The organism is uncultured Cedecea sp. (assembly GCF_947498825.1).
Lineage (GTDB): Bacteria > Pseudomonadota > Gammaproteobacteria > Enterobacterales > Enterobacteriaceae > JGM124.
Genome location: NZ_CANMLV010000013.1, coordinates 40,941 through 60,075, shown reverse-complemented (window position 1 = coordinate 60,075; position 19,135 = coordinate 40,941). Strand labels below are relative to the sequence as shown.

Annotated in this window: 19 protein-coding genes; 8 read left to right on the top strand and 11 right to left on the bottom strand. The window is 45.3% G+C overall.

Annotated elements, in window-relative coordinates; translation table 11 throughout:
* Positions 1-9 precede the first annotated feature (9 nt).
* From Q1A40_RS14315 to Q1A40_RS14305, 3 genes are all read right to left on the bottom strand, one after another.
* A complete protein-coding gene (locus Q1A40_RS14315; protein ID WP_300001186.1) occupies positions 10-1,620 on the bottom strand; it encodes a PTS transporter subunit EIIC in 1,611 nt (536 codons plus the stop codon).
* A 130-nt stretch (positions 1,621-1,750) separates the two neighbouring features.
* Complete coding sequence (locus Q1A40_RS14310) at positions 1,751-2,485, bottom strand: GntR family transcriptional regulator (RefSeq protein WP_300001185.1); 735 nt, start codon at positions 2,483-2,485, stop codon at positions 1,751-1,753.
* Positions 2,486-2,743: 258 nt separating this feature from the next.
* A complete protein-coding gene (locus Q1A40_RS14305) occupies positions 2,744-3,280 on the bottom strand; it encodes an NAD(P)H-dependent oxidoreductase (protein ID WP_300001183.1) in 537 nt (178 codons plus the stop codon).
* A gap of 104 nt (positions 3,281-3,384) precedes the next feature.
* Between Q1A40_RS14305 and Q1A40_RS14300 the strand changes: the two genes are divergently transcribed.
* From Q1A40_RS14300 to yiiM, 3 genes are all read left to right on the top strand, one after another.
* Positions 3,385-3,738, top strand: a complete 354-nt coding sequence (locus Q1A40_RS14300) for a helix-turn-helix domain-containing protein (RefSeq protein WP_300001182.1) — start codon at positions 3,385-3,387, stop codon at positions 3,736-3,738.
* Between the two features lie 682 nt (positions 3,739-4,420).
* The gene (gene sodA / locus Q1A40_RS14295) at positions 4,421-5,041 is read left to right on the top strand and encodes a superoxide dismutase [Mn] (protein ID WP_300001180.1); all 621 of its coding nucleotides are present in this window, start codon (positions 4,421-4,423) and stop codon (positions 5,039-5,041) included.
* 75 nt (positions 5,042-5,116) lie between these two features.
* Positions 5,117-5,794: a 6-hydroxyaminopurine reductase gene (yiiM, locus tag Q1A40_RS14290; protein ID WP_300001179.1), complete on the top strand. Its 678-nt coding sequence runs from the start codon at positions 5,117-5,119 to the stop codon at positions 5,792-5,794.
* Positions 5,795-5,835: 41 nt separating this feature from the next.
* Here the strand turns inward: yiiM and phoU are convergent, their stop codons facing one another.
* From phoU to pstS, 5 genes are all read right to left on the bottom strand, one after another.
* Complete coding sequence (phoU, locus tag Q1A40_RS14285; protein ID WP_300001177.1) at positions 5,836-6,561, bottom strand: phosphate signaling complex protein PhoU; 726 nt, start codon at positions 6,559-6,561, stop codon at positions 5,836-5,838.
* 14 nt (positions 6,562-6,575) lie between these two features.
* On the bottom strand, positions 6,576-7,349 hold the full coding sequence (pstB, locus tag Q1A40_RS14280; RefSeq protein WP_300001175.1) for a phosphate ABC transporter ATP-binding protein PstB: 774 nt from the start codon (positions 7,347-7,349) through the stop codon (positions 6,576-6,578).
* Between the two features lie 45 nt (positions 7,350-7,394).
* The gene (gene pstA, locus Q1A40_RS14275) at positions 7,395-8,285 is read right to left on the bottom strand and encodes a phosphate ABC transporter permease PstA (protein WP_300001173.1); all 891 of its coding nucleotides are present in this window, start codon (positions 8,283-8,285) and stop codon (positions 7,395-7,397) included.
* Positions 8,282-9,244, bottom strand: a complete 963-nt coding sequence (gene pstC / locus Q1A40_RS14270; protein ID WP_300001171.1) for a phosphate ABC transporter permease PstC — start codon at positions 9,242-9,244, stop codon at positions 8,282-8,284. Before pstC ends, pstA begins: the two co-directional genes overlap by 4 nt.
* Before the next feature lie 63 nt (positions 9,245-9,307).
* Positions 9,308-10,348 (bottom strand): phosphate ABC transporter substrate-binding protein PstS, encoded by a 1,041-nt coding sequence (pstS, locus tag Q1A40_RS14265; RefSeq protein ID WP_300001169.1) that lies wholly within the window; start codon positions 10,346-10,348, stop codon positions 9,308-9,310.
* Positions 10,349-10,648: 300 nt separating this feature from the next.
* Here pstS and Q1A40_RS14260 point away from each other — a divergent pair, with 300 nt between their 5' ends.
* From Q1A40_RS14260 to yfdV, 4 genes are all read left to right on the top strand, one after another.
* Positions 10,649-11,500 (top strand): AraC family transcriptional regulator, encoded by an 852-nt coding sequence (locus Q1A40_RS14260; protein WP_300001167.1) that lies wholly within the window; start codon positions 10,649-10,651, stop codon positions 11,498-11,500.
* A 58-nt stretch (positions 11,501-11,558) separates the two neighbouring features.
* Positions 11,559-11,966, top strand: coding sequence for a DUF2000 domain-containing protein (locus Q1A40_RS14255; protein ID WP_300001165.1), 408 nt, complete (start codon positions 11,559-11,561; stop codon positions 11,964-11,966).
* A 231-nt stretch (positions 11,967-12,197) separates the two neighbouring features.
* Complete coding sequence (locus Q1A40_RS14250; protein WP_300001163.1) at positions 12,198-13,334, top strand: cupin domain-containing protein; 1,137 nt, start codon at positions 12,198-12,200, stop codon at positions 13,332-13,334.
* A 283-nt stretch (positions 13,335-13,617) separates the two neighbouring features.
* Positions 13,618-14,580 carry a transporter YfdV gene (yfdV, locus tag Q1A40_RS14245; protein WP_300001162.1) on the top strand — a complete coding sequence of 321 codons (963 nt, stop codon included), beginning with the start codon at positions 13,618-13,620 and terminating at the stop codon, positions 14,578-14,580.
* Positions 14,581-14,644: 64 nt separating this feature from the next.
* Here the strand turns inward: yfdV and Q1A40_RS14240 are convergent, their stop codons facing one another.
* The 3 genes from Q1A40_RS14240 to rbsK all read right to left on the bottom strand — a co-directional run bounded on the left by Q1A40_RS14240 (position 14,645) and on the right by rbsK (position 18,002).
* On the bottom strand, positions 14,645-15,658 hold the full coding sequence (locus Q1A40_RS14240) for an aldose 1-epimerase family protein (protein WP_300001160.1): 1,014 nt from the start codon (positions 15,656-15,658) through the stop codon (positions 14,645-14,647).
* Between the two features lie 11 nt (positions 15,659-15,669).
* On the bottom strand, positions 15,670-16,986 hold the full coding sequence (gene fucP, locus Q1A40_RS14235; RefSeq protein WP_300001158.1) for an L-fucose:H+ symporter permease: 1,317 nt from the start codon (positions 16,984-16,986) through the stop codon (positions 15,670-15,672).
* Between the two features lie 95 nt (positions 16,987-17,081).
* The gene (gene rbsK / locus Q1A40_RS14230) at positions 17,082-18,002 is read right to left on the bottom strand and encodes a ribokinase (protein ID WP_300001156.1); all 921 of its coding nucleotides are present in this window, start codon (positions 18,000-18,002) and stop codon (positions 17,082-17,084) included.
* 319 nt (positions 18,003-18,321) lie between these two features.
* Between rbsK and Q1A40_RS14225 the strand changes: the two genes are divergently transcribed.
* The gene (locus Q1A40_RS14225) at positions 18,322-19,107 is read left to right on the top strand and encodes a DeoR family transcriptional regulator (protein WP_300001154.1); all 786 of its coding nucleotides are present in this window, start codon (positions 18,322-18,324) and stop codon (positions 19,105-19,107) included.
* Positions 19,108-19,135 lie beyond the last annotated feature (28 nt).

Here is a 19,135-nt window from a genome sequence, read left to right as displayed (position 1 = left end):
GATTCTCTCTTATTGCGCCTGTTGAACCAGTAAACTTTGCTTAACCGCTACGGTGATGCTTTCCACCTGCGGACCATAAATCACCTGTAAGTCAGTTTCGGTCGCGCGGATAATTCCGCTAGCGCCGCTTTGTTTCAGGATAATTTCATTAATTTTTTTTATGTCTTTGATTTTTACCCGTAGACGGGTGAAACAGCAGTCAACATGTTGGATATTCTCTTTGCCACCCAGGCCGGCAATAATTTGTGCCGATTGACCTTCATCCTGGTTTGCTTCTGAGCTGGAAAGCGTAATGGCGGTTTCTTCATCTTCCCGTCCTGGCGTTTTGACGTTCAGGCGTAAAATAATCCACCGGAAGGAAAAGTAATAAACAGGAGCCCAAATACAGCCCATTATCAGGCTGACCCACCAATGTGTTTTCTCCCCACCAAGTACGCCGAAGACAACAAAATCGATAAATCCGCCCTGAATATTGCCAATCATCACCTGAAAGATTTGAGCAACAGCAAACGACAGACCAGTCATGATGGCATGGAATAAAAACAGTACCGGCGAGACAAAGATAAAGCTGAACTCTAGCGGTTCCGTGATGCCAGTGGTAAAGGAAGCTAACGCGCCCGCTATCATTAACGCCTTGACGCGCTGCTTGTGCTCAGGCTTGGCACAATGCCAGATAGCCAAAGCTGCGGCAGGAAGACCAAACATCATAACCGGAATTTTTCCCTGCGCCAGGAAGCGTGTCGCCTCACGTACAACGTTGTCAGCGAGTTCACCAGGATGGGCCAAGGCAAAATTGAAAATGGATAATGCTCCAATCACACTCTCATTATTGATGTGAACCATGCCGCCAACCGGGGTAAAACGGACTGTTTCATTGAGAATATGGTGCAGACCGGTGGGAATAAGCGCACGTTCAGTAAAGGCATAGACAAATGTGCCCCATGGCCCTGATTCCCCGATGTATTTACCAAGGTGAATGATACCATTGGCGATCACCGGCCAGATTAATGACACCAACACACCTGTAACAGGTAAAACAATGACGGTAATAATAGGAACAAAACGTCGGCCACCAAAGTAGGCGATGGCCGATGGGAGCTTAATGGTATAAAAACGATTATGTAGCATGACCGTCATCAGACCAGCAATGACCCCGCCCAGTACGCTCATTTGATAGGTAAAAATCCCCAACGTATGAGTAAACTCGGCTGAGTACATCACCGCTTCCGTCTGGCTATAACCTTTCGCAACCAACGCTGCTACCGAGATAGTGTCTGGCGTCACCCCTTGCGATAGTAAACTGAAATTCACACCGACATGAAAAGTGATAAAACCAATCACGGCCGCCATAGCTGCCGTGGGTTTCTCATCACGGGCAAGGCCAATAGCTGCGGCAATGGCAAACAATAGTGGCAGGTTGGCAAATAGGGAACCGGCAACTTTTCGTATAAACCCAATACATCTCTGCATAATTTCAGCATGTATGACACTTTCCCCGACAATCGCCGGATTCTGTAAGGCAGCAGCAAGCCCGAGGAATATCCCTGCTGCGGCAATAACAGAAATAGGCATCATCAATGCCTTACCTAAATCTTGTAGAAACTCACCAGCACGACTCATTGTATCTCCCTCCAGCAAAGGGCTGAGGCTGTTTTAATTGTGCGTAAATACAATCACAGTAGATGTATAGTTGTCTAGCCCAGTGAAAAGGAAGCAAGAGAGTGATCACAAAACAACCAAGTTTGCTGTTTTAAGTACGGGAGGCCGTCAGAGTGAAACGGTAATGCTGTTGATTATAGTAAATATCTGAAAATTCAAATATTTTACCCCCAACAAGAGTGGCCAGAGAGGTAGCGTGCAACACCGGTTCGTCTCGCTTTAACCCCAGCATATCCCGCACTTCATGTGAGGGGATTTCCGCCCGGATCTCTTTTTCTGAACACTCTACGCTAAAGCCTTTGCGGCTGATATAGGCATATTTTGAACTGTTCAGGTCATCTTCATGCAGATCGGCGAAAAACTCGGTAATCATCCACGACTGCTCAAAGACAAAGGGCACATCCCCCACCAGCCGCAGACGTTTCATAAACCACACGTCACTACCAGGTTCAATACGGAGTTTCTCTGCGATATCTGCAGCGGCCTGTTGCCGAAGCAAGCAAATCAAACGGTTACTGACAGAAACATCCAGCCCACAGATGACTTCACTGGAAGAAAGATGACGATCGAGAGGTAAAGATACCAGGACGTTTTTTTTTGCTTGGATCACGAAGGTTCCTTGCCCGCGTCTACGTTCTACCTTCCCCTGGCGTACCAAGTAATCCACCGCTTTCCGTGCTGTCATACGGGAGATACTGAACTGCTGGCAAAGTTCGTATTCTGAAGGCAATGCATCGCCAGGGCGCAGAGTGCCACTGGTAATCAGCCCATTAATGTATTGTTCAAGTTGTAAATAAACCGGAACGGTAGAATATCGATCAATCATCAGCAGCCCCTATTTTTCCAAGTATGGTAGCAGCTTAGAGCAAAGTAACAACAATTTGTCTGGTTTCAATCAAAGCCCTGCCTTCACGACCAGACTTTGTCGCCAATGAAAATCGCTATCGGGACTAGTAGTCGCTCAATGAGAGTTTGGTACAGGACGATCGCGTCAGCAAATTTTCCCACTTCTGCGAACCGGCATACATTCGTGACGCAGATTTAGTGTTGTAGTATTGGATGATAAATACGTTTACAGAACAGATTATAACCCTCTGATAAAATCGCGATAATCCTGAGCGCTTTGTGCCAGTATTTCTGGCGCAATTTCACCCGCCAGTTCAATGCCATAAAAGCCGAAATTAGGTAAATAATTCGAGCTTACATAATTAAAGGTCATTTCAAAAGGTCTGAGAACTTCACTCAAAGAATAGTGATAGCGCCCCTGTGCAGCAAAATCTTTAAGACCAATACCGGCACTCACGGCCAGAGCCACGTTTTTCCCTTTCATTTTATAGCCACTCGCAGAGCCATAAGCCCAGCCATAGGTCAGGACATCATCCTGCCACTGTTTCAGCAATGGCGGGCTGCTGAACCAGTATATCGGAAACTGCAAGATAACATTGTTATGCGCTTCCAGTAGCTTCTGCTCGTAAGCCACATCTATTTTTCCGTCCGGGTAGGCGGCATACAGTTCATGGACGGTATATAGCTCCGGATATGGCTGTAACGCTTTTACCCAGTTCTGGTTAATCACTGAATTTTTAATATCAGGATGGGCAACAATGACCAGTGTCTTCATAACGAATATTCCTTATCAGAATGCTGTTCCTGCATCATATGGTATACTCTCAAAAGAGAAAATACGCACACTAATGACATATACTAACCCTAAGGAAAGTACCCATGGCAACTGATAACCTTTGTTCTCCTACGGGGATCAATCTGGAAGAAACCGGCTACGGTTATACCCTGTCAGTGGTGAGCGGGAAGTACAAAATGATTATTCTTTACTGGCTGGCAGAGTATAAGCCGGTGCTGCGCTTTAATGAGTTGCAGCGCTGTATCGGCACCATCTCCTATAAAACCTTAAGCCTGACCTTAAAAGAGCTGGAGAAAGATGACCTGGTCATCCGCAAGGTGTATCCGCAAATCCCACCTAAGGTTGAATACAGTCTGTCTGAACGTGGAAAATCCTTGATCCCCGTTATCGATATGATGTGCAGATGGGGGGAGGATAACCGGCGGCAGGTTGAGTGACAGAGAGTAATAACTTTCATATTCACTCCTTTAAATTTTATTGTTTTAAGTAATTAGTACAGATAATAAAAGAATTAACTCTTCCTTAAGGTGCCCGTTAACAATATCAGGTTTTAATTAAGCGAAACGTCAAATCACACTCTAATGGATGATATCCATGCCCGGAAAAATGAAGGCACCGTTATCTTAATAGCCGTAATACTCAAATAGCCTAAAATCTTGGGTGTATTAAAAATAATAACAATTTGTAAACTAATTAAAATAACTAACCCCTGATATGTGTAGACAAACTCATTGAGATTACCAGATAACTCTTAAAATAACATTTTGCCAATTTCAATAGCTCCTGCTCAGAAAGCTGCTTCGCAAATTTATGTTTTTTCAAAAATGTCGGGCTATTTGGTCATTTTTCCTAACGGCTGAACCTATGGATAATGCCCATGACGAGGGGGTATCAAGGAATAACCCCTTTCAGAGATTCTCAGCGGCAGTGATGCAGCCCGAGAGATTTTATGGCATCCTTTTATAACAATACGTATAGCGGTTATGAGTAACAGATATAACCCTACCCTAAACAAGGCATTGATAATCATTTTCAAGGCTGTTTAATTAACTATAATGAACTGACTGATTACGCGGCGCTACAGCTTAACAGCCGCCCTATGTTAACGGAGACGATGAAATGAGCTATACCCTGCCATCCCTACCTTACGCTTACGATGCACTGGAACCACATTTCGATAAAGAAACGATGGAAATCCACCACAGCAAACACCATCAGGCTTATGTTAACAATGCGAATGCTGCCCTGGAATCTCTGCCAGAGTTCGCCAGCCTGTCTGCAGAAGAGCTGATCACCAAACTGGATCAACTGCCTGCGGATAAAAAAGGTCCTCTGCGTAATAACGCTGGCGGCCACGCTAACCACAGCCTGTTCTGGAAAGGCCTGAAAAAAGGCACCGAACTGAAAGGCGATCTGAAAGCAGCTATCGAGCGCGATTTTGGTAGCGTAGACGCTTTTAAAGCAGAGTTTGAAAAAGCAGCAGCAACCCGTTTCGGTTCTGGCTGGGCTTGGCTGGTGCTGAAAGGTGACAAACTGGCTGTGGTTTCTACTGCAAACCAAGACAGCCCACTGATGGGTGAGGCTATCTCTGGCGCATCTGGCTTCCCAATCATCGGCCTGGACGTCTGGGAACACGCTTACTACCTGAAATTCCAGAACCGTCGCCCAGACTATGCTAAAGAGTTCTGGAACGTGGTTAACTGGGACGAAGCAGCAGCACGTTTCGCCGCTAAAAAATAAGGTTGCGTTATCACCTTAGAAAAGCGAGCCTGATGGCTCGTTTTTTTTATTTCCGCAAAACCAGAGAGTTCGTTTATGCACCATTATTCGCTTCAGGTTTATGCTGGCAAAATTCGTGATTACAGCGGTAGCAAGCCCAGCGCAATTGCTAAAGTACAGCAAGACGGAGGAGTTTTACTTACTCCGCTTGGCCTCACAGGTGATGAACAAGCCGAAAAAGTAGTTCATGGTGGGCCGGACAGAGCGCTCTGTCACTATCCGAGAGAACACTACCGTTACTGGACACAATATTTCCCCGAGCAGGCAGACAGCTTTAATGCTCCAGCGTTCGGTGAAAATATCTCAACCGAAGGGCTCACGGAACAGAATGTGTATATGGGGGATATCTTTCGCTGGGGTGAGGCTTTAATTCAAGTCACTCAGCCACGCTCTCCCTGCTATAAACTCAATTTTCATTTTGGTATTCCCGACATGTCAGAGCGCATGCAGAGTTCTGGCTATTGTGGCTGGCTGTATCGGGTCATTGCCGAAGGCGTGGTTTCCAGTGACTCACCGTTTGAATTGGTTTCGCGTGTCAGCGACATCACGGTGGCAGAAGCCATTGCTATCGCCTGGGCAATGCCTTTTGATGATGCACAGTATCATCGCTTATTGTCCGCAGCAGGCTTATCTGTTAGCTGGGCTCGTACCATGCAGAAACGTCGTACTTCAGGAAAGATAGAAGACAATTCACGACGCTTATGGGGAAAATAGGCAGGAAACGGCGGGAGAAATATCCCGCCTTTGTAATCAACTTATTCTTTCGGATGCGTTTTAGCCAGTAATTTATCCAGCTCGTCACCGTCAACATGCCGGAAATCCTGTCCTTTCACGAAGTAGAAAATATATTCGCAAATATTCTGGCACCGGTCACCAATCCGCTCGATAGAACGCGCGCAGAACAGTGCGGTCAGAACGCTTGGAATTGTTCGCGGATCTTCCATCATATAGGTCATCAGCTGACGCACAATGCCCTCATATTCCTGATCCACTTTCTTATCTTCGCGATAAATACGTACTGCTTCGTCCATATCCATACGGGCAAACGCATCAAGTACGTCATGCAGCATTTGTACCGTATGACGTCCCAGAGATTCCAGACTCACCAGCAGCGGCTGATGCTGTCGGGAAAATTTCTCCAGCGCAGTGCGGCAAATTTTATCTGCCACATCACCAATACGTTCAAGTTCAGCAATGGTTTTAATGATAGCCATCACCAGACGTAAATCGCTGGCAGTTGGCTGGCGTTTCGCAATGATGCGCACACAGGCTTCATCAATGCTCACTTCCATCATATTGACCTTCTGGTCACCCTCGATAACCCGTTGGGCCAGATCGCGATCTTGATTATGCATCGCAGTAATGGCATCAGAAAGCTGTTGTTCAACCAGCCCCCCCATGGTCATTACCTGGGTGCGAATATATTCCAGCTCGGCGTTAAACTGGCCGGAAATATGTTTATTCAGATTGAGGTTATCCATTGCACTCTCCAGCATCAACCATAGCGGCCAGTAATATAATCTTCGGTTTGTTTCTTGGCAGGCGTAGTAAACAGTGTGTCTGTCTTACTGAATTCAATCAGTTCGCCAAGATACATAAATGCAGTGTGATCTGAACAACGCGCCGCTTGCTGCATATTGTGGGTCACAATCACCACAGTATAGTCCTGCTTCAGCTCGGTGATCAGCTCTTCGATACGCCCGGTAGAGATCGGGTCAAGCGCTGAACAAGGCTCATCAAGAAGTAAAACTTCCGGGCGAATCGCCACACCACGGGCAATACACAGACGCTGTTGCTGGCCACCAGACAGGCCATAACCACTCTGATGTAACTTATCCTTCGTTTCATTCCATAGTGCTGCTTTAGTCAGCGCCCACTGCACACGCTCATCCATATCGGTGCGTGACAGTTTTTCAAATAACCGGACACCAAAAGCGATGTTGTCATAAATAGACATCGGGAAAGGAGTCGGTTTCTGGAAGACCATGCCAACTTTGGCACGCAACAAGGCAATATCCTGTTTCTGCGTCAGAATATTTTCGCTATCCAGTAAAATCTCCCCTTCTGCACGCTGTTCAGGATAAAGGGAATACATCTTATTAAAGGTACGTAACAGGGTGGATTTACCACAACCAGATGGCCCGATAAAGGCAGTAACCTGATTCTTGGCGATATCCAGATTGATGTTTTTCAGGGCGTGGAACTTACCATAATAGAAGTTCAAATCACGGACCTGAATTTTGCTCTTCGCTAAATCAATCTTACTCATTTGTCTCTTCATCTCCGTGCGGCACCGATAGACGCGCCGTAAAAATTAACCGTGTTTACGCTTCGCGAAAATCACACGTGCCAGAATATTTAGCAATAACACACAGAAGGTAATAATCAGCACCCCTGCCCAAGCCAGTTGCTGCCATTCGGCAAACGGGCTCATAGCAAATTTGAAAATCGTCACTGGCAGGTTAGCAATAGGCTGCATCATATCGGTACTCCAGAACTGATTGGAGAGCGAGGTAAACAGCAGCGGGGCGGTTTCACCGGCGATACGTGCTATTGCTAATAAAACACCGGTCACGATCCCTGATACCGAGGCTTTGAGAGTAATTGCCGAGATCATTTTCCATTTTGGAGTTCCCAGGGCATAGGCTGCTTCTCGCAGACTATCCGGAACCAACTTCATCATATTTTCTGTGGTACGAATAACGATAGGAACTTGCAGCAGTGCCAGGGCGATAACGCCAGCCCAGCCGGAGAAATGCCCCATTTTTAGCACCACGACAGTGTAGACAAACAGGCCGACAACAATAGAAGGCGCTGACAGTAAAATATCGTTAATAAAACGAATCACTTCAGCCAGTAATGATTTACGGCCATATTCTGCCAGATAAATACCCGCCATGATGCCTAACGGGGTGCCTATTACTGTCGCCCATAAAATTAATAAGCCACTACCGACAATGGCGTTAGCCAGACCACCACCTTCGGTATTAGGTGGCGGGGTCATCTCGGTAAACAGTGCCAGCGACATACCATCAATACCGCGCGTCACGGTAGAGAACAGGATCCAAATGAGCCAGAACAAACCAAAAGCCATGGTAGCCATAGAAAGCATCAAGGCAATTTTATTGAATAAACTACGTCTGGCCTGCATTTTACGGCGGCTTTCAACCAGCAGCGCAACACTTTGAGCATCAGTATTATTCATGAGCGTGCTCCTTCATTTTTCGCCAGACGCATAATCATGAATTTTGAAATAGCTAATACGATGAAGGTAATCACAAACAGAATCAGCCCCAGCTCCATTAGCGCCGCGGTATGCAAGCCCGACTCCGCTTCAGCAAATTCATTAGCCAGTGCGGAGGTAATACTGTTACCCGGCATATACAGCGAGAAGTTATCCAGCTGGTAGGTATTACCGATAACAAAGGTCACAGCCATGGTTTCGCCCAAAGCACGTCCCAGCCCCAGCATCACACCACCGATAACACCGTTTTTGGTGAAGGGTAAAACGATACGCCAGATAACTTCCCAGGTGGTACAGCCAATTCCGTAGGCTGACTCTTTCATCATTACCGGTGTTTGCTCAAATACATCGCGCATAACGGAAGCAATGTACGGAATAATCATAATGGCGAGGATAACGCCTGCGGCAAGAATACCGATACCGAATGCAGGTCCTGAGAACAGTTCACCAACAATAGGAATTGATGACATCACATTGCCGACGGGGGTCTGGAAGTAGGCTGCAAACAACGGTGCAAAAATGAACAACCCCCACATCCCGTAAACAATACTCGGGATCGCTGCCAGGAGTTCAATGGCAATACCCAGCGGACGCCTTAACCAGTTTGGTGCCAGTTCCGTCAGGAACAGCGCAATACCAAAACTCACCGGTACAGCAATCAACAGGGCAATAAATGAGGTCACCAGCGTTCCGTAGATTGGAACCAGAGCACCATAAATGTTATTAGGTGCATCCCACTCTTTAGTCCAAAGGAAAGAAAAACCAAATTTCTGAATGCTTGGCCATGAGGAAATTATCAGTGAGATAATAATTCCGCCCAGCAGAAATAGCACAATCAGCGCAGCCAGTTTTACCAGTGCACTGAAGATAATGTCGCCCTGTTTACCAGGCGCTTTAAATGTCGGCTTGGTCACTGCCATAGCATACTCTTTATCGTGGCTGAATTAACCGGGATAACATAGCGTTATCCCGGATTTTTACAATCAGTACAGCGCTTTACCAGAACTGTCTTTGATGTTTGTTTTCCATGCTGCACGAATTTGCTCAACCACTGATTCCGGGAAGGTGGCATAATCAAGCGCATTCGCTTCTTTGGCACCGTCTTTGTAAGCCCAGTCAAAGAATTTCAGCACTTCTGCACCCTGCTCTGGCTTCGCCTGTTCTTTGTGGATCAGAATGAAGGTAGTAGAAGTGATTGGCCATGCATCCTGACCTTTCTGGTTAGTCAGATCCTGAGCAAAGCTTTTGCTCCAGTCAGCGCCTTTGGCTGCATTGGCAAAACTTGTTTCGGTTGGTCTGATTGCTTCGCCATCAGCAGAAACCAGTTTGGTGTAAGCGAGGTTATTTTGTTTAGCGTAAGCATACTCAACATAACCAATTGAACCAGGCAGACGCTGTACGAAAGCAGCGATGCCGTCGTTACCCTTACCACCCAGACCTGTTGGCCAGTTTACCGTTGAACCCGCACCAATTTTCTCTTTCCACTCAGGGCTTACTTTCGCAAGGTAGCTGGTGAAAACAAACGAAGTGCCGGAGCCGTCAGCACGACGAACAACCGCGATATCCTGCTCAGGCAGTTTGTAGCCTGGGTTTAACTTAGCAATTGCCGGATCGTTCCACTTCTTGATGTTACCAAGATAGATATCACCCAGCGTTTTGCCATCCAGAACTAATTCACCGGATTTCAGACCCGGCAAGTTAACAGCCATTACCACACCACCGATAACGGTAGGGAACTGGAACAGGCCATCTTCTTTTAATTTCTCATCTGACAGTGGTGCATCAGAAGCACCAAAATCAACAGTATGAGCAAGGATCTGCTTAACACCGCCAGAAGAACCGATTCCCTGGTAGTTTACTTTATTGCCCGTTGATTTTTGATAAGTGTCAGCCCATTTGGCATACACTGGCGCAGGGAATGTTGCACCTGCACCGGTCAGGCTTGCAGCGGCAAATGCTGCGGTAGAGCTCATGGCCAGCGCCGCGGTCACAACCGTTGCGACAGTAGTACGGATAACGTTCATAATGTCTCCTGCCAGATGTTCGTAAGATATTGTTAAGTTGAATACAGGATAGAAAGTAGGTCAATTTGGTGACAACTATATGTACGTTTTATGACAGTTTTATTACTGGCAAAGACAAAATTAACTCTGGATTAGCCAAAAACAATCAAGACAATAAAAATCAATAACTTACCAACGTGTTTATTATGGAAATATTATCGATAAAATATAATCCATTGTCATATTGGCATCATAAGAACGTGAATTTCATCGGTAAAAAGACCATTCAATAATAGAAGTGATACTGGAGATATTTCAAATATGGCGTCACAAAAAGAGCCGCTAAACCAGAACTGGTTAGATCTGCGACGCAATGATGAAACAGGTATCGAAAGTATTAACGCCCATTTTAAGGGACATGCCTACGATGCACATGACCATGATGAACTATTGGTCGGGGTAACAGTTCAAGGCCTGCAACGTTTTAATTGCCACCGTTTATTACATACCAGCACGCCAGGCAGGGCGATACTGATTGAACCCGGCGCGGTACATGATGGTCATGCTATCAATGAATTTGGCTTCACCTATATGATGCTTTATCTGCCTCAGGACTGGGTATCAGCTATGATGCAACGACGCGGTTTGGGAGATATTTCCAGAATAGAGTCCGCATTCAGCAATACCCTGACGGATGACCCACTGTTAATCACCGCTATTCAGCAGGCATTTTTCGCTATTCATCAACAAGAAGGACGGCTGGCACGAGACCAGGGATTAGATAACCTTCTCACTGTGCTTTCCCGTCATATCATTCAAAAACCACCGTCACAGTTAAGTGATTCACCTCGCCAGACAGAAAAGTTAAGAGACTATTTGCATGAGAATATCGCGTCAGATGTGGGGCTTGATGAACTCTCTCATCTGTTAGGTATCGACCGTTTTCGATTAAGCCGTCAGTTTAAAAAACATTATGGGCTCTCACCTCATGCTTATCTGGTTCGCCTCAGGCTGCGTACTGCCCGTGTATTACTGGCAAAAGGTATCGAACCCGCACAGGTGGCTAATCGGGTCGGATTTTCCGACCAAAGTCATATGGGGCGCTGGTTTCAGCGTGCTTACAGATTAAGTCCTGCGGCCTATCAGCGGTGTTGCACAAACATTCTAGACTGAGGTACGGAGAATTTCTGATGATGTCAGTCTCAACGGACATAACCAGAGATATTTCATCATGTTTGATACCAAAATAGCTTTTATAGTACGTAATGATTTAGCCACCTGGCAGCGATTAAATGTCGTCGCTTTTCTGGCAACAGGTATTGCCTCTTCAGTTCCAGAGATTATCGGCCAGCCCTATGTTGATGCTCTCGAACGCCAGTATGGTTGTATTTCTGGTCAGCCAATGCTGATTTTTGAAGCCAGTCGGGATCAACTACAAAAAGTACACCACAAGGGGCTGGAACGAGAGTTATGCATTATTCCTTATATCTATGCCATGTTTACTACCGGCCATGACGAGGCAAACCGTGAAGTCTTTAAGGCAGAGAATATCGACGATATGGACTTTGTCGGCATTGCGATTCAGGGACCAAAGAAACATATAGATAAGGTTCTGAAAGGATTAACACTACATAAATAACTGACCATGTAAAATATAAAAATAATACGCTACAGACTTTGTATCTGGAGCGTTATTTATATTATAAAATTAATCTCATAAGATAAATGAATGGAATATAACAGATGAAAATATTGAGCTAACGACTGTGTCGTTGAATGCACAGTTTAAAAAAAAATAAAGAACATAATTAATTTTCTCTGCTAAAGTGAAGGTGTTGTTATTTTCTTACTTTTTCTATGGAGTATTGATATGACTGACACCTCTGCACCGCAACCTATTCGGGGCTCCCATGGCGCCGATGATCCAGGTCCACGTAATATTGCCCTGGATAAAATGAATCCAAATATTCTCCTGCCACCCGCCACAGACAATGGGGGTATGCCTAACCTGAAGTTTCCTTTTTCAATGGCTCACAACCGTTTAGAAGATGGCGGCTGGGCACGTGAAGTTACGATTCGGGAATGCCCTGCGCTTGAAGAACTGGCCATTGTAAATATGCGCCTTGGGCCTGGTGTAATACGTGAACTACACTGGCATAAAGAAGCAGAATGGGCTTATGTCACCCAGGGACGTGTCCGTTTTTATCTGGTTGATGATCAGCGAAATACGCTGGTCGAAGATTTAGAGGCAGGCGATCTCTGGTTTGCGCCCGCCGGTTTCCCTCATGCTATTCAGGGATTAGAAGAAGGTACTGAATTTGTTCTGATTTTCAATGACGGCAATTTCTCTGAGAACGAGACATTACTGGTTACTGAACTCTTCGCCCATACACCTAAAGAGGTGTTAGCGAAAAACTTTGGTGTGCCTGAAAGTGCCTTCGATAATATTCCGGCAAAAGAAAAGTATATTTTCAGACAACCCGTTCCTAAAGATATCGAACAAGTGAGAAAGGAACTGGGTGCAGCGCAAATGACCGGAAAATATGTTTTCCGTGGTAAAGATATCCCGGCAACACCATGGCCAGGCGGAGCAACTAAAGTTATTGATGTAAAAAACTTTGATGTCACCAGTATGGCTATGCTGATGATTGAAATTGAACCTGGTGGCATGCGCGAAATTCACTGGCATCCTGATGCAGATGAAATTCAGTATTACCTCACAGGCCAGGCTCGTATGACGGTGTTCAACTCAGTAGCTAACGCCAGAACATTCGATTATACCGCCGGTGATGTGGGCTATGTCCCTAAAAACCTTGCCCATTATATCGAAAATACCGGAACCGAAACGGTTCATGTACTGAATGTTTTCAATCGCGCCGACTACCGTGATATCTCATTGAATCAATGGCTGGCATTAACGCCATCAGCATTGGTTCAGGGACATCTTGACGTTGATGACCGGTTGATGAATTCACTGCGTGCAACACGCTGCCCGGTCGTAAAATAAGAGTTACGTTCATTTAAGTTCAGGTCGTCGATAAGCATATTGATGCAATACAATTCGGCGGCCTGAGCTCAGGTTCTTGAAGTATATACCAAAAATAATTCGAGCTGCTTGTAGACGCGCCTCACGCACGCCACATCCAAGCAACTTGAAGTATGGCGGGTATAACGGGTATATATTGCCACATAGTGTGACAATACTCGGTCCAGCAATAAAAGATTTAATCTCGCTTTTATTATCATGAATTCACGCAACCTCTATGCATCCATAGATAAAGGATTCACGAATGGAACAATTTATTTCAAAGATGCTCGTATCAGATCTTATTCCAATTATTGTTATTATGTTAATTGGTTATATTTCTGGAAGAACCAACGAATTTAAGTCAGATCAAGCAAGAATCTTCAATAAACTGGTTTTAAATTTTGCCTTACCTGCTGCATTATTTATCTCAATTGTGCGCGCAGACCGTGAAATGTTAGCGCAGAATGCAACTCTGGGAGCGATCAGTTTTGTCGGGCTGGTAGGATTATTTATGGTTTCCTACTTCACTCTCCAGTGGTTTTTTAAAAGGACCAAAGCTGAAGCCGCTGTTTGTGCGTTAATTGCTGGTTCACCGACCATCGGGTTTTTAGGTTTCGCTATCCTCGACCCACTTTATGGCACCGGGGTTGAAACTGGTTTAGTTATCGCTATCGTCGCCATTGTGGTTAATGCCATTACTATTCCAATAGGGCTGTATTTACTGCATGCGGGTAATAAAACAACATCTCCAGATAATGCATCAACGGAAAGTACTCTGCTTTCTGTCATCAAACAACCTGTCGTCTGGGCACCTGTTCTTGCAGTTATTTTAGTGTTGATCGGCATAAAAGTGCCGCCTGAAGTGGATCCTACTTTTGTATTACTGGCAAAAGCAAACTCAAGCGTTGCCGTTTTTGCCGCAGGTTTAACTTTGTCAGCCTATAAGATAGAGCTGGATAAAGAGGTTGCCTACAATACCTTTTTCAAACTGATCCTGATGCCTGCCGTATTCCTTCTCGCCGGGTGGGCATGTGGCCTCGACTCACATATCCTGCAAATGTTAGTCTTGAGTGTGGCCTTACCTCCGGCATTCTCTGGCATTATCATCTCAAGCAGTTACCAGGTTTATACCCGAACCGGTACTTCATCCTTAGCGGTTTCAGTGATTGGTTTTATTATTGCTGCGCCGATATGGGTGTATCTGGCGAGGATAATCAGCACTTAAATTTTTTGTTAGCCAGCAGGGACCGCAAATACCATTGCGGTCCCTTAAGTGCGAAAAAGGGTAATCAGGCAATACCCGTCGTGACCGTAAAAGTCCGGGTTTGCTGAGGTTCAAGCTGAAGCAGAGTACCGTTACGTTTTGCAGCCAAATACCCTTCCGGGCGACAAGTGGCTGGTAAGGCAAAGGCCGCAACTTGCTGATCACCGTTATAAAGGATCCAGCGGGTTACATAGTTCAGTTCCTCGCTTGAGAAACGAGTGATAAAGGTCGTGCCATCGGGCGCAACCATACTGAACTCAGGCTTATCCGTCCAGGTATCTAACTTATCAGCAAAGAAGACTATCTCCGGATCGTAAAACTCAGGTTGATTTAGCGTTCCTGCTGAGGCCTCACCCTGCAAGAGTCGTTGATTAAACGCCAGCCACTGCTCCGTCGGTTTCACATGGGCCGGAATTGACTCACGGAGTTTCAGCACCTCATCTGGAATGTTCTGCTTGAAAACCGCATCGGCCACATAGGCATAATTCATATGGCACATATACTGTAACGGCATAGCAACGGATGCCAGATTCTTCACGGTCATCTGAATATCAAACAGGCTACTGGCTTTATGCATCACCACCTTAGGGGATGCCAGATAGTGATGGCCGAATCCCATCACATATTCGTAGGTTCCGCAGACAGTCAGTGAATCACCCTCAAGCTCCAGCCAGGCGTCATCCATTACCGCACAAGCCATTTCGCCATGCAGAGGATGCGTATCTTCTGGTGACGGACAGCCATTCGCTAACAAACCGGAATGAAAGGCAAAGCAACCATAGGTTCCAACCACTTCTGACGTGAGTTTCGGTTGCTTAAACATATTACGCATCGTCAAATCATGGCCGTCAAACTGCGCATCCCAAATCATTTGCCCCATCCAGGGCAAAATTACTAATTCACCGCGGCCATTTTGTATCCGAATCGCTTCAACACCACTGGCATAGCAAAATGCGCTGACGGTGAAGTCTTCATTTTCCAGCACAATGCGGGGGCTTTCGCTGAAACCAGCCCGCCACAGGGAAATACGTGTTGTCATCACTATTATCCTCAGGATCCTGTCGCTTCAACCAACGTCTGGCTGACTTTACTTTCACGCCAGAAGTAGATGCCAACAAAGACAAAGCACAGCATCGAGACCAGGAATGAAAGCTGTAATGAGTGGAACATATCTGCGATATAGCCCTGAACCACAGGCACCACCGCTGCACCAACAATGGCCATGACAATCACCGCACCCGCCATCTCAGTATGTTCATTATCAACGGTGTTTAACGTACCTGCATAAATTGTTGCCCAGCAAGGCCCGAACAGGACACTGACCAGAACTGCGACATACACCACACTAAAGTTAGGAACCAGAGCAACATAAGCCAGGAATACCGCGCCAATAACTGAGTAGGCAATCAGCACTTTTTCGGCGTTAAAGCGCGTCATCAAAATGTTGGCGATAAACTTACCAATAAAGAAGCAAGCGAAGCTATAAACCATAAAGTTAGAGGCATCGCGTTCGTTAATATCACCTAACTCCAGCGCCAGGCGAATGGTGAATGACCAGACAGCGACCTGCATACCCACATATAAGAATTGCGCGATGATGCCACGACGGAAACGAGCATTACCTGCCAGGTAGCGCAATGTATCAATTGCGGATGGACGTTTATGGGTAACCGTCTGCTCAACTTTACAGGTTGGGAAGCGAACCAGTAAAAACAGCACCATCACTACCACTAATACCATGATCATGTACTTATAAGGTTCGAGAGTATTTTCCAGCATCAGTACCTTAAAGTCATGGATCTGTTCTGCCGTCATACCTGCCATCTGTTTTTCCAGACTTTCACCTTCGGAAAAGACCAGATATTTACCCAGCAAAATACCGGCGATGGCACCAATCGGATAAAAGGTCTGACTGACGTTCAGACGCAATGTGGCATAGGCTTTTGGACCAATCATCGAGCTATAAGTATTGGCGGCTGTTTCCAGGAAGCTCAGACCAATGGCTATAGCAAAAATAGCGGCAAGGAACATGGTATAGGTTGCCATATGCGATGCCGGGAAAAAGAGCGTACAACCGATGATATACAATATTAAACCCATTAATATTGCCGTTTTATAACTGGTTTTCTTAATCACTAATGATGCCGGAATAGCAATCAGGAAATAACCGCCATAAAAGGCACTTTGTACTAAAGCAGAGGCAAAGTTACTTAATGAAAATACACTTTTAAATTGTGTAATAAGAATATCATTTAATGCTGCTGCGCATCCCCATAATGGGAATAAACAGGATAACAAAATAAACTGGAACAGTGGGGTCTTATTCAGATAGCCATCAGGCATCTGAATGATTTTTTTATTATTCATAGTGCTACCTTTTATAGTGTTATACCCGTTATCGTTCAAGCTGCCCGCAGGCAACTTGAATTATTCAGGGTATATAATGTAGGGTGGATAATTAATTACTCGTTTAAAGCGAGATACTCATTAAATTGTTCGATACTTGGATAAGAAGATTGCGTGCCTTTACCCATGACGCTAAATGCGGCAAAAAGTACCGCTTTTTTCATCGCGGCTTCAACATCACCGCCCTGAACATAATAATGGACAAAACAACCAATAAAGGCATCGCCTGCACCACTGGTATCAACAGCATTCACTTTAAATGCAGGCACATGTACTTCTTTCTCACGCGTCAGCCAAAGAGCGCCTTTTTCACCCATGGTGACAATAATATTATTCAACCCTTTATCAACTAATGAACGTGCTGCCGCACAGATATTGTCATAAGTATCAACAGGCATACCGGTTAATATTTCTAGTTCGGTTTCATTCGGAACAAAGAAATCACATTTACAGGCATAGCTCATATCTAATTCACGTAACGCCGGCGCCGGGTTTAATAACACTTTTATGCCGTGTTTCTTACCAAACTCTATCGCGTGATAAACCGTTTCCAGTTGAACTTCAAGCTGTAAGACAATCAGCTGACATTTTTTTAAATCTTCAGCAGCACGGTCGATATCTTCCGGAGAAAGAAATTTATTCGCCCCTTTAATAATTAAAATACTATTATTGGAACTGGCATTAACGAATATCGGTGCCACACCACTGCTGGTACAAGGGACTTTCTCAACATAGGTAGTATTGATACCCCAGGACTCCAGATTACGAATCGTATTATCGGCAAAGATATCATCGCCAACTTTGGTCAGCATCATAACCTTAGAGTTGAGTTTAGCAGCAGCAACGGCCTGATTCGCGCCTTTACCGCCACAGCCGATTTTAAATGCTGGCGCCTCTAGCGTTTCACCTTCTTTAGGCATCTGGTTGATATAGGTAATGAGATCAACCATGTTGGAGCCGATAACTGCGATATCCATTTTACTACCTCTCGAAAACTGCCACAGGATAATGATATTTTAGTAACATTATCATGTTTCAAAAGTATCATTTGTGACTGTGATCGCGACTTCAGGATCATTATTGTTATTTTGTTGTTAACGGAAAAGTGACAAAAATAACATTTGAAAATGAAAAGAAAATGACACAATACACTGAAATATAAATAGTTATATTCATAACAACGTGAGCCAAAGCACTTTTAATTTACCGTAACCAGCAGTATAGTAATGTTCTAATAAACACAAAATGTAATCCTGGTAACAGGAACAAACAGTATCGCGTAGAGGAAAAGGATGAATGGAGACTAAGAAAAAAGAACGAATCCGGCGTCTGATGGAGCTACTGAAAAAAACCGACCGTATCCATCTCAAAGAAGCCGCCCGGATGCTTGAAGTCTCCGTCATGACTATTCGTCGCGATTTCAGCCAGGATGATGAGCCGCTACCACTGACGTTACTTGGCGGCTATATTGTTATGGTCAATAAACCCAACCCCTTGAATCAGACTGCAAACGTTAACCGAAAACCCCATCATCAGAACGATTTACCTATAGCTATCCTGGCCGCGGGACTGGTCAGTGAAAACGATCTGATTTTTTTTGATAATGGTCCGGAAATGCCCCTGGTTATCAGTATGATCCCGGACGACATCACCTTTACCGGCATTTGTTATTCGCATCGGGTCTTTGTTGCACTAAACGAAAAACCGAATGCAACGCCGATTCTCTGCGGCGGAACCTATCGCGCAAAAAGTGATGCTTTCTATGATGCAAATAATCCGTCTGCTCTGGACTCTCTGAATCCACGCAAAGTGTTTATCTCTGCCAGTGGTGTCCATAAGAATTTTGGCGTCAGTTGGTTTAACCCTGACGACCTTGCCACTAAGCATAAAGCCATGGATCGCGGATTGCGCAAAGTGTTACTGGTACGTCATGCCCTGTTTGATGAGGTTGCTCCCGCCAGTATTGGCCCGCTGGCCCGCTTTGATGTACTCATCAGCGATATCTCGCTACCGGAAGACTATCAAAATTTGTGCCGAAACAGTTCAGTGAAGGTGATAACACCTGATTCAGAAGAAAATTAACAGGCGTCAGCCAGAAGAGAAACAGCCA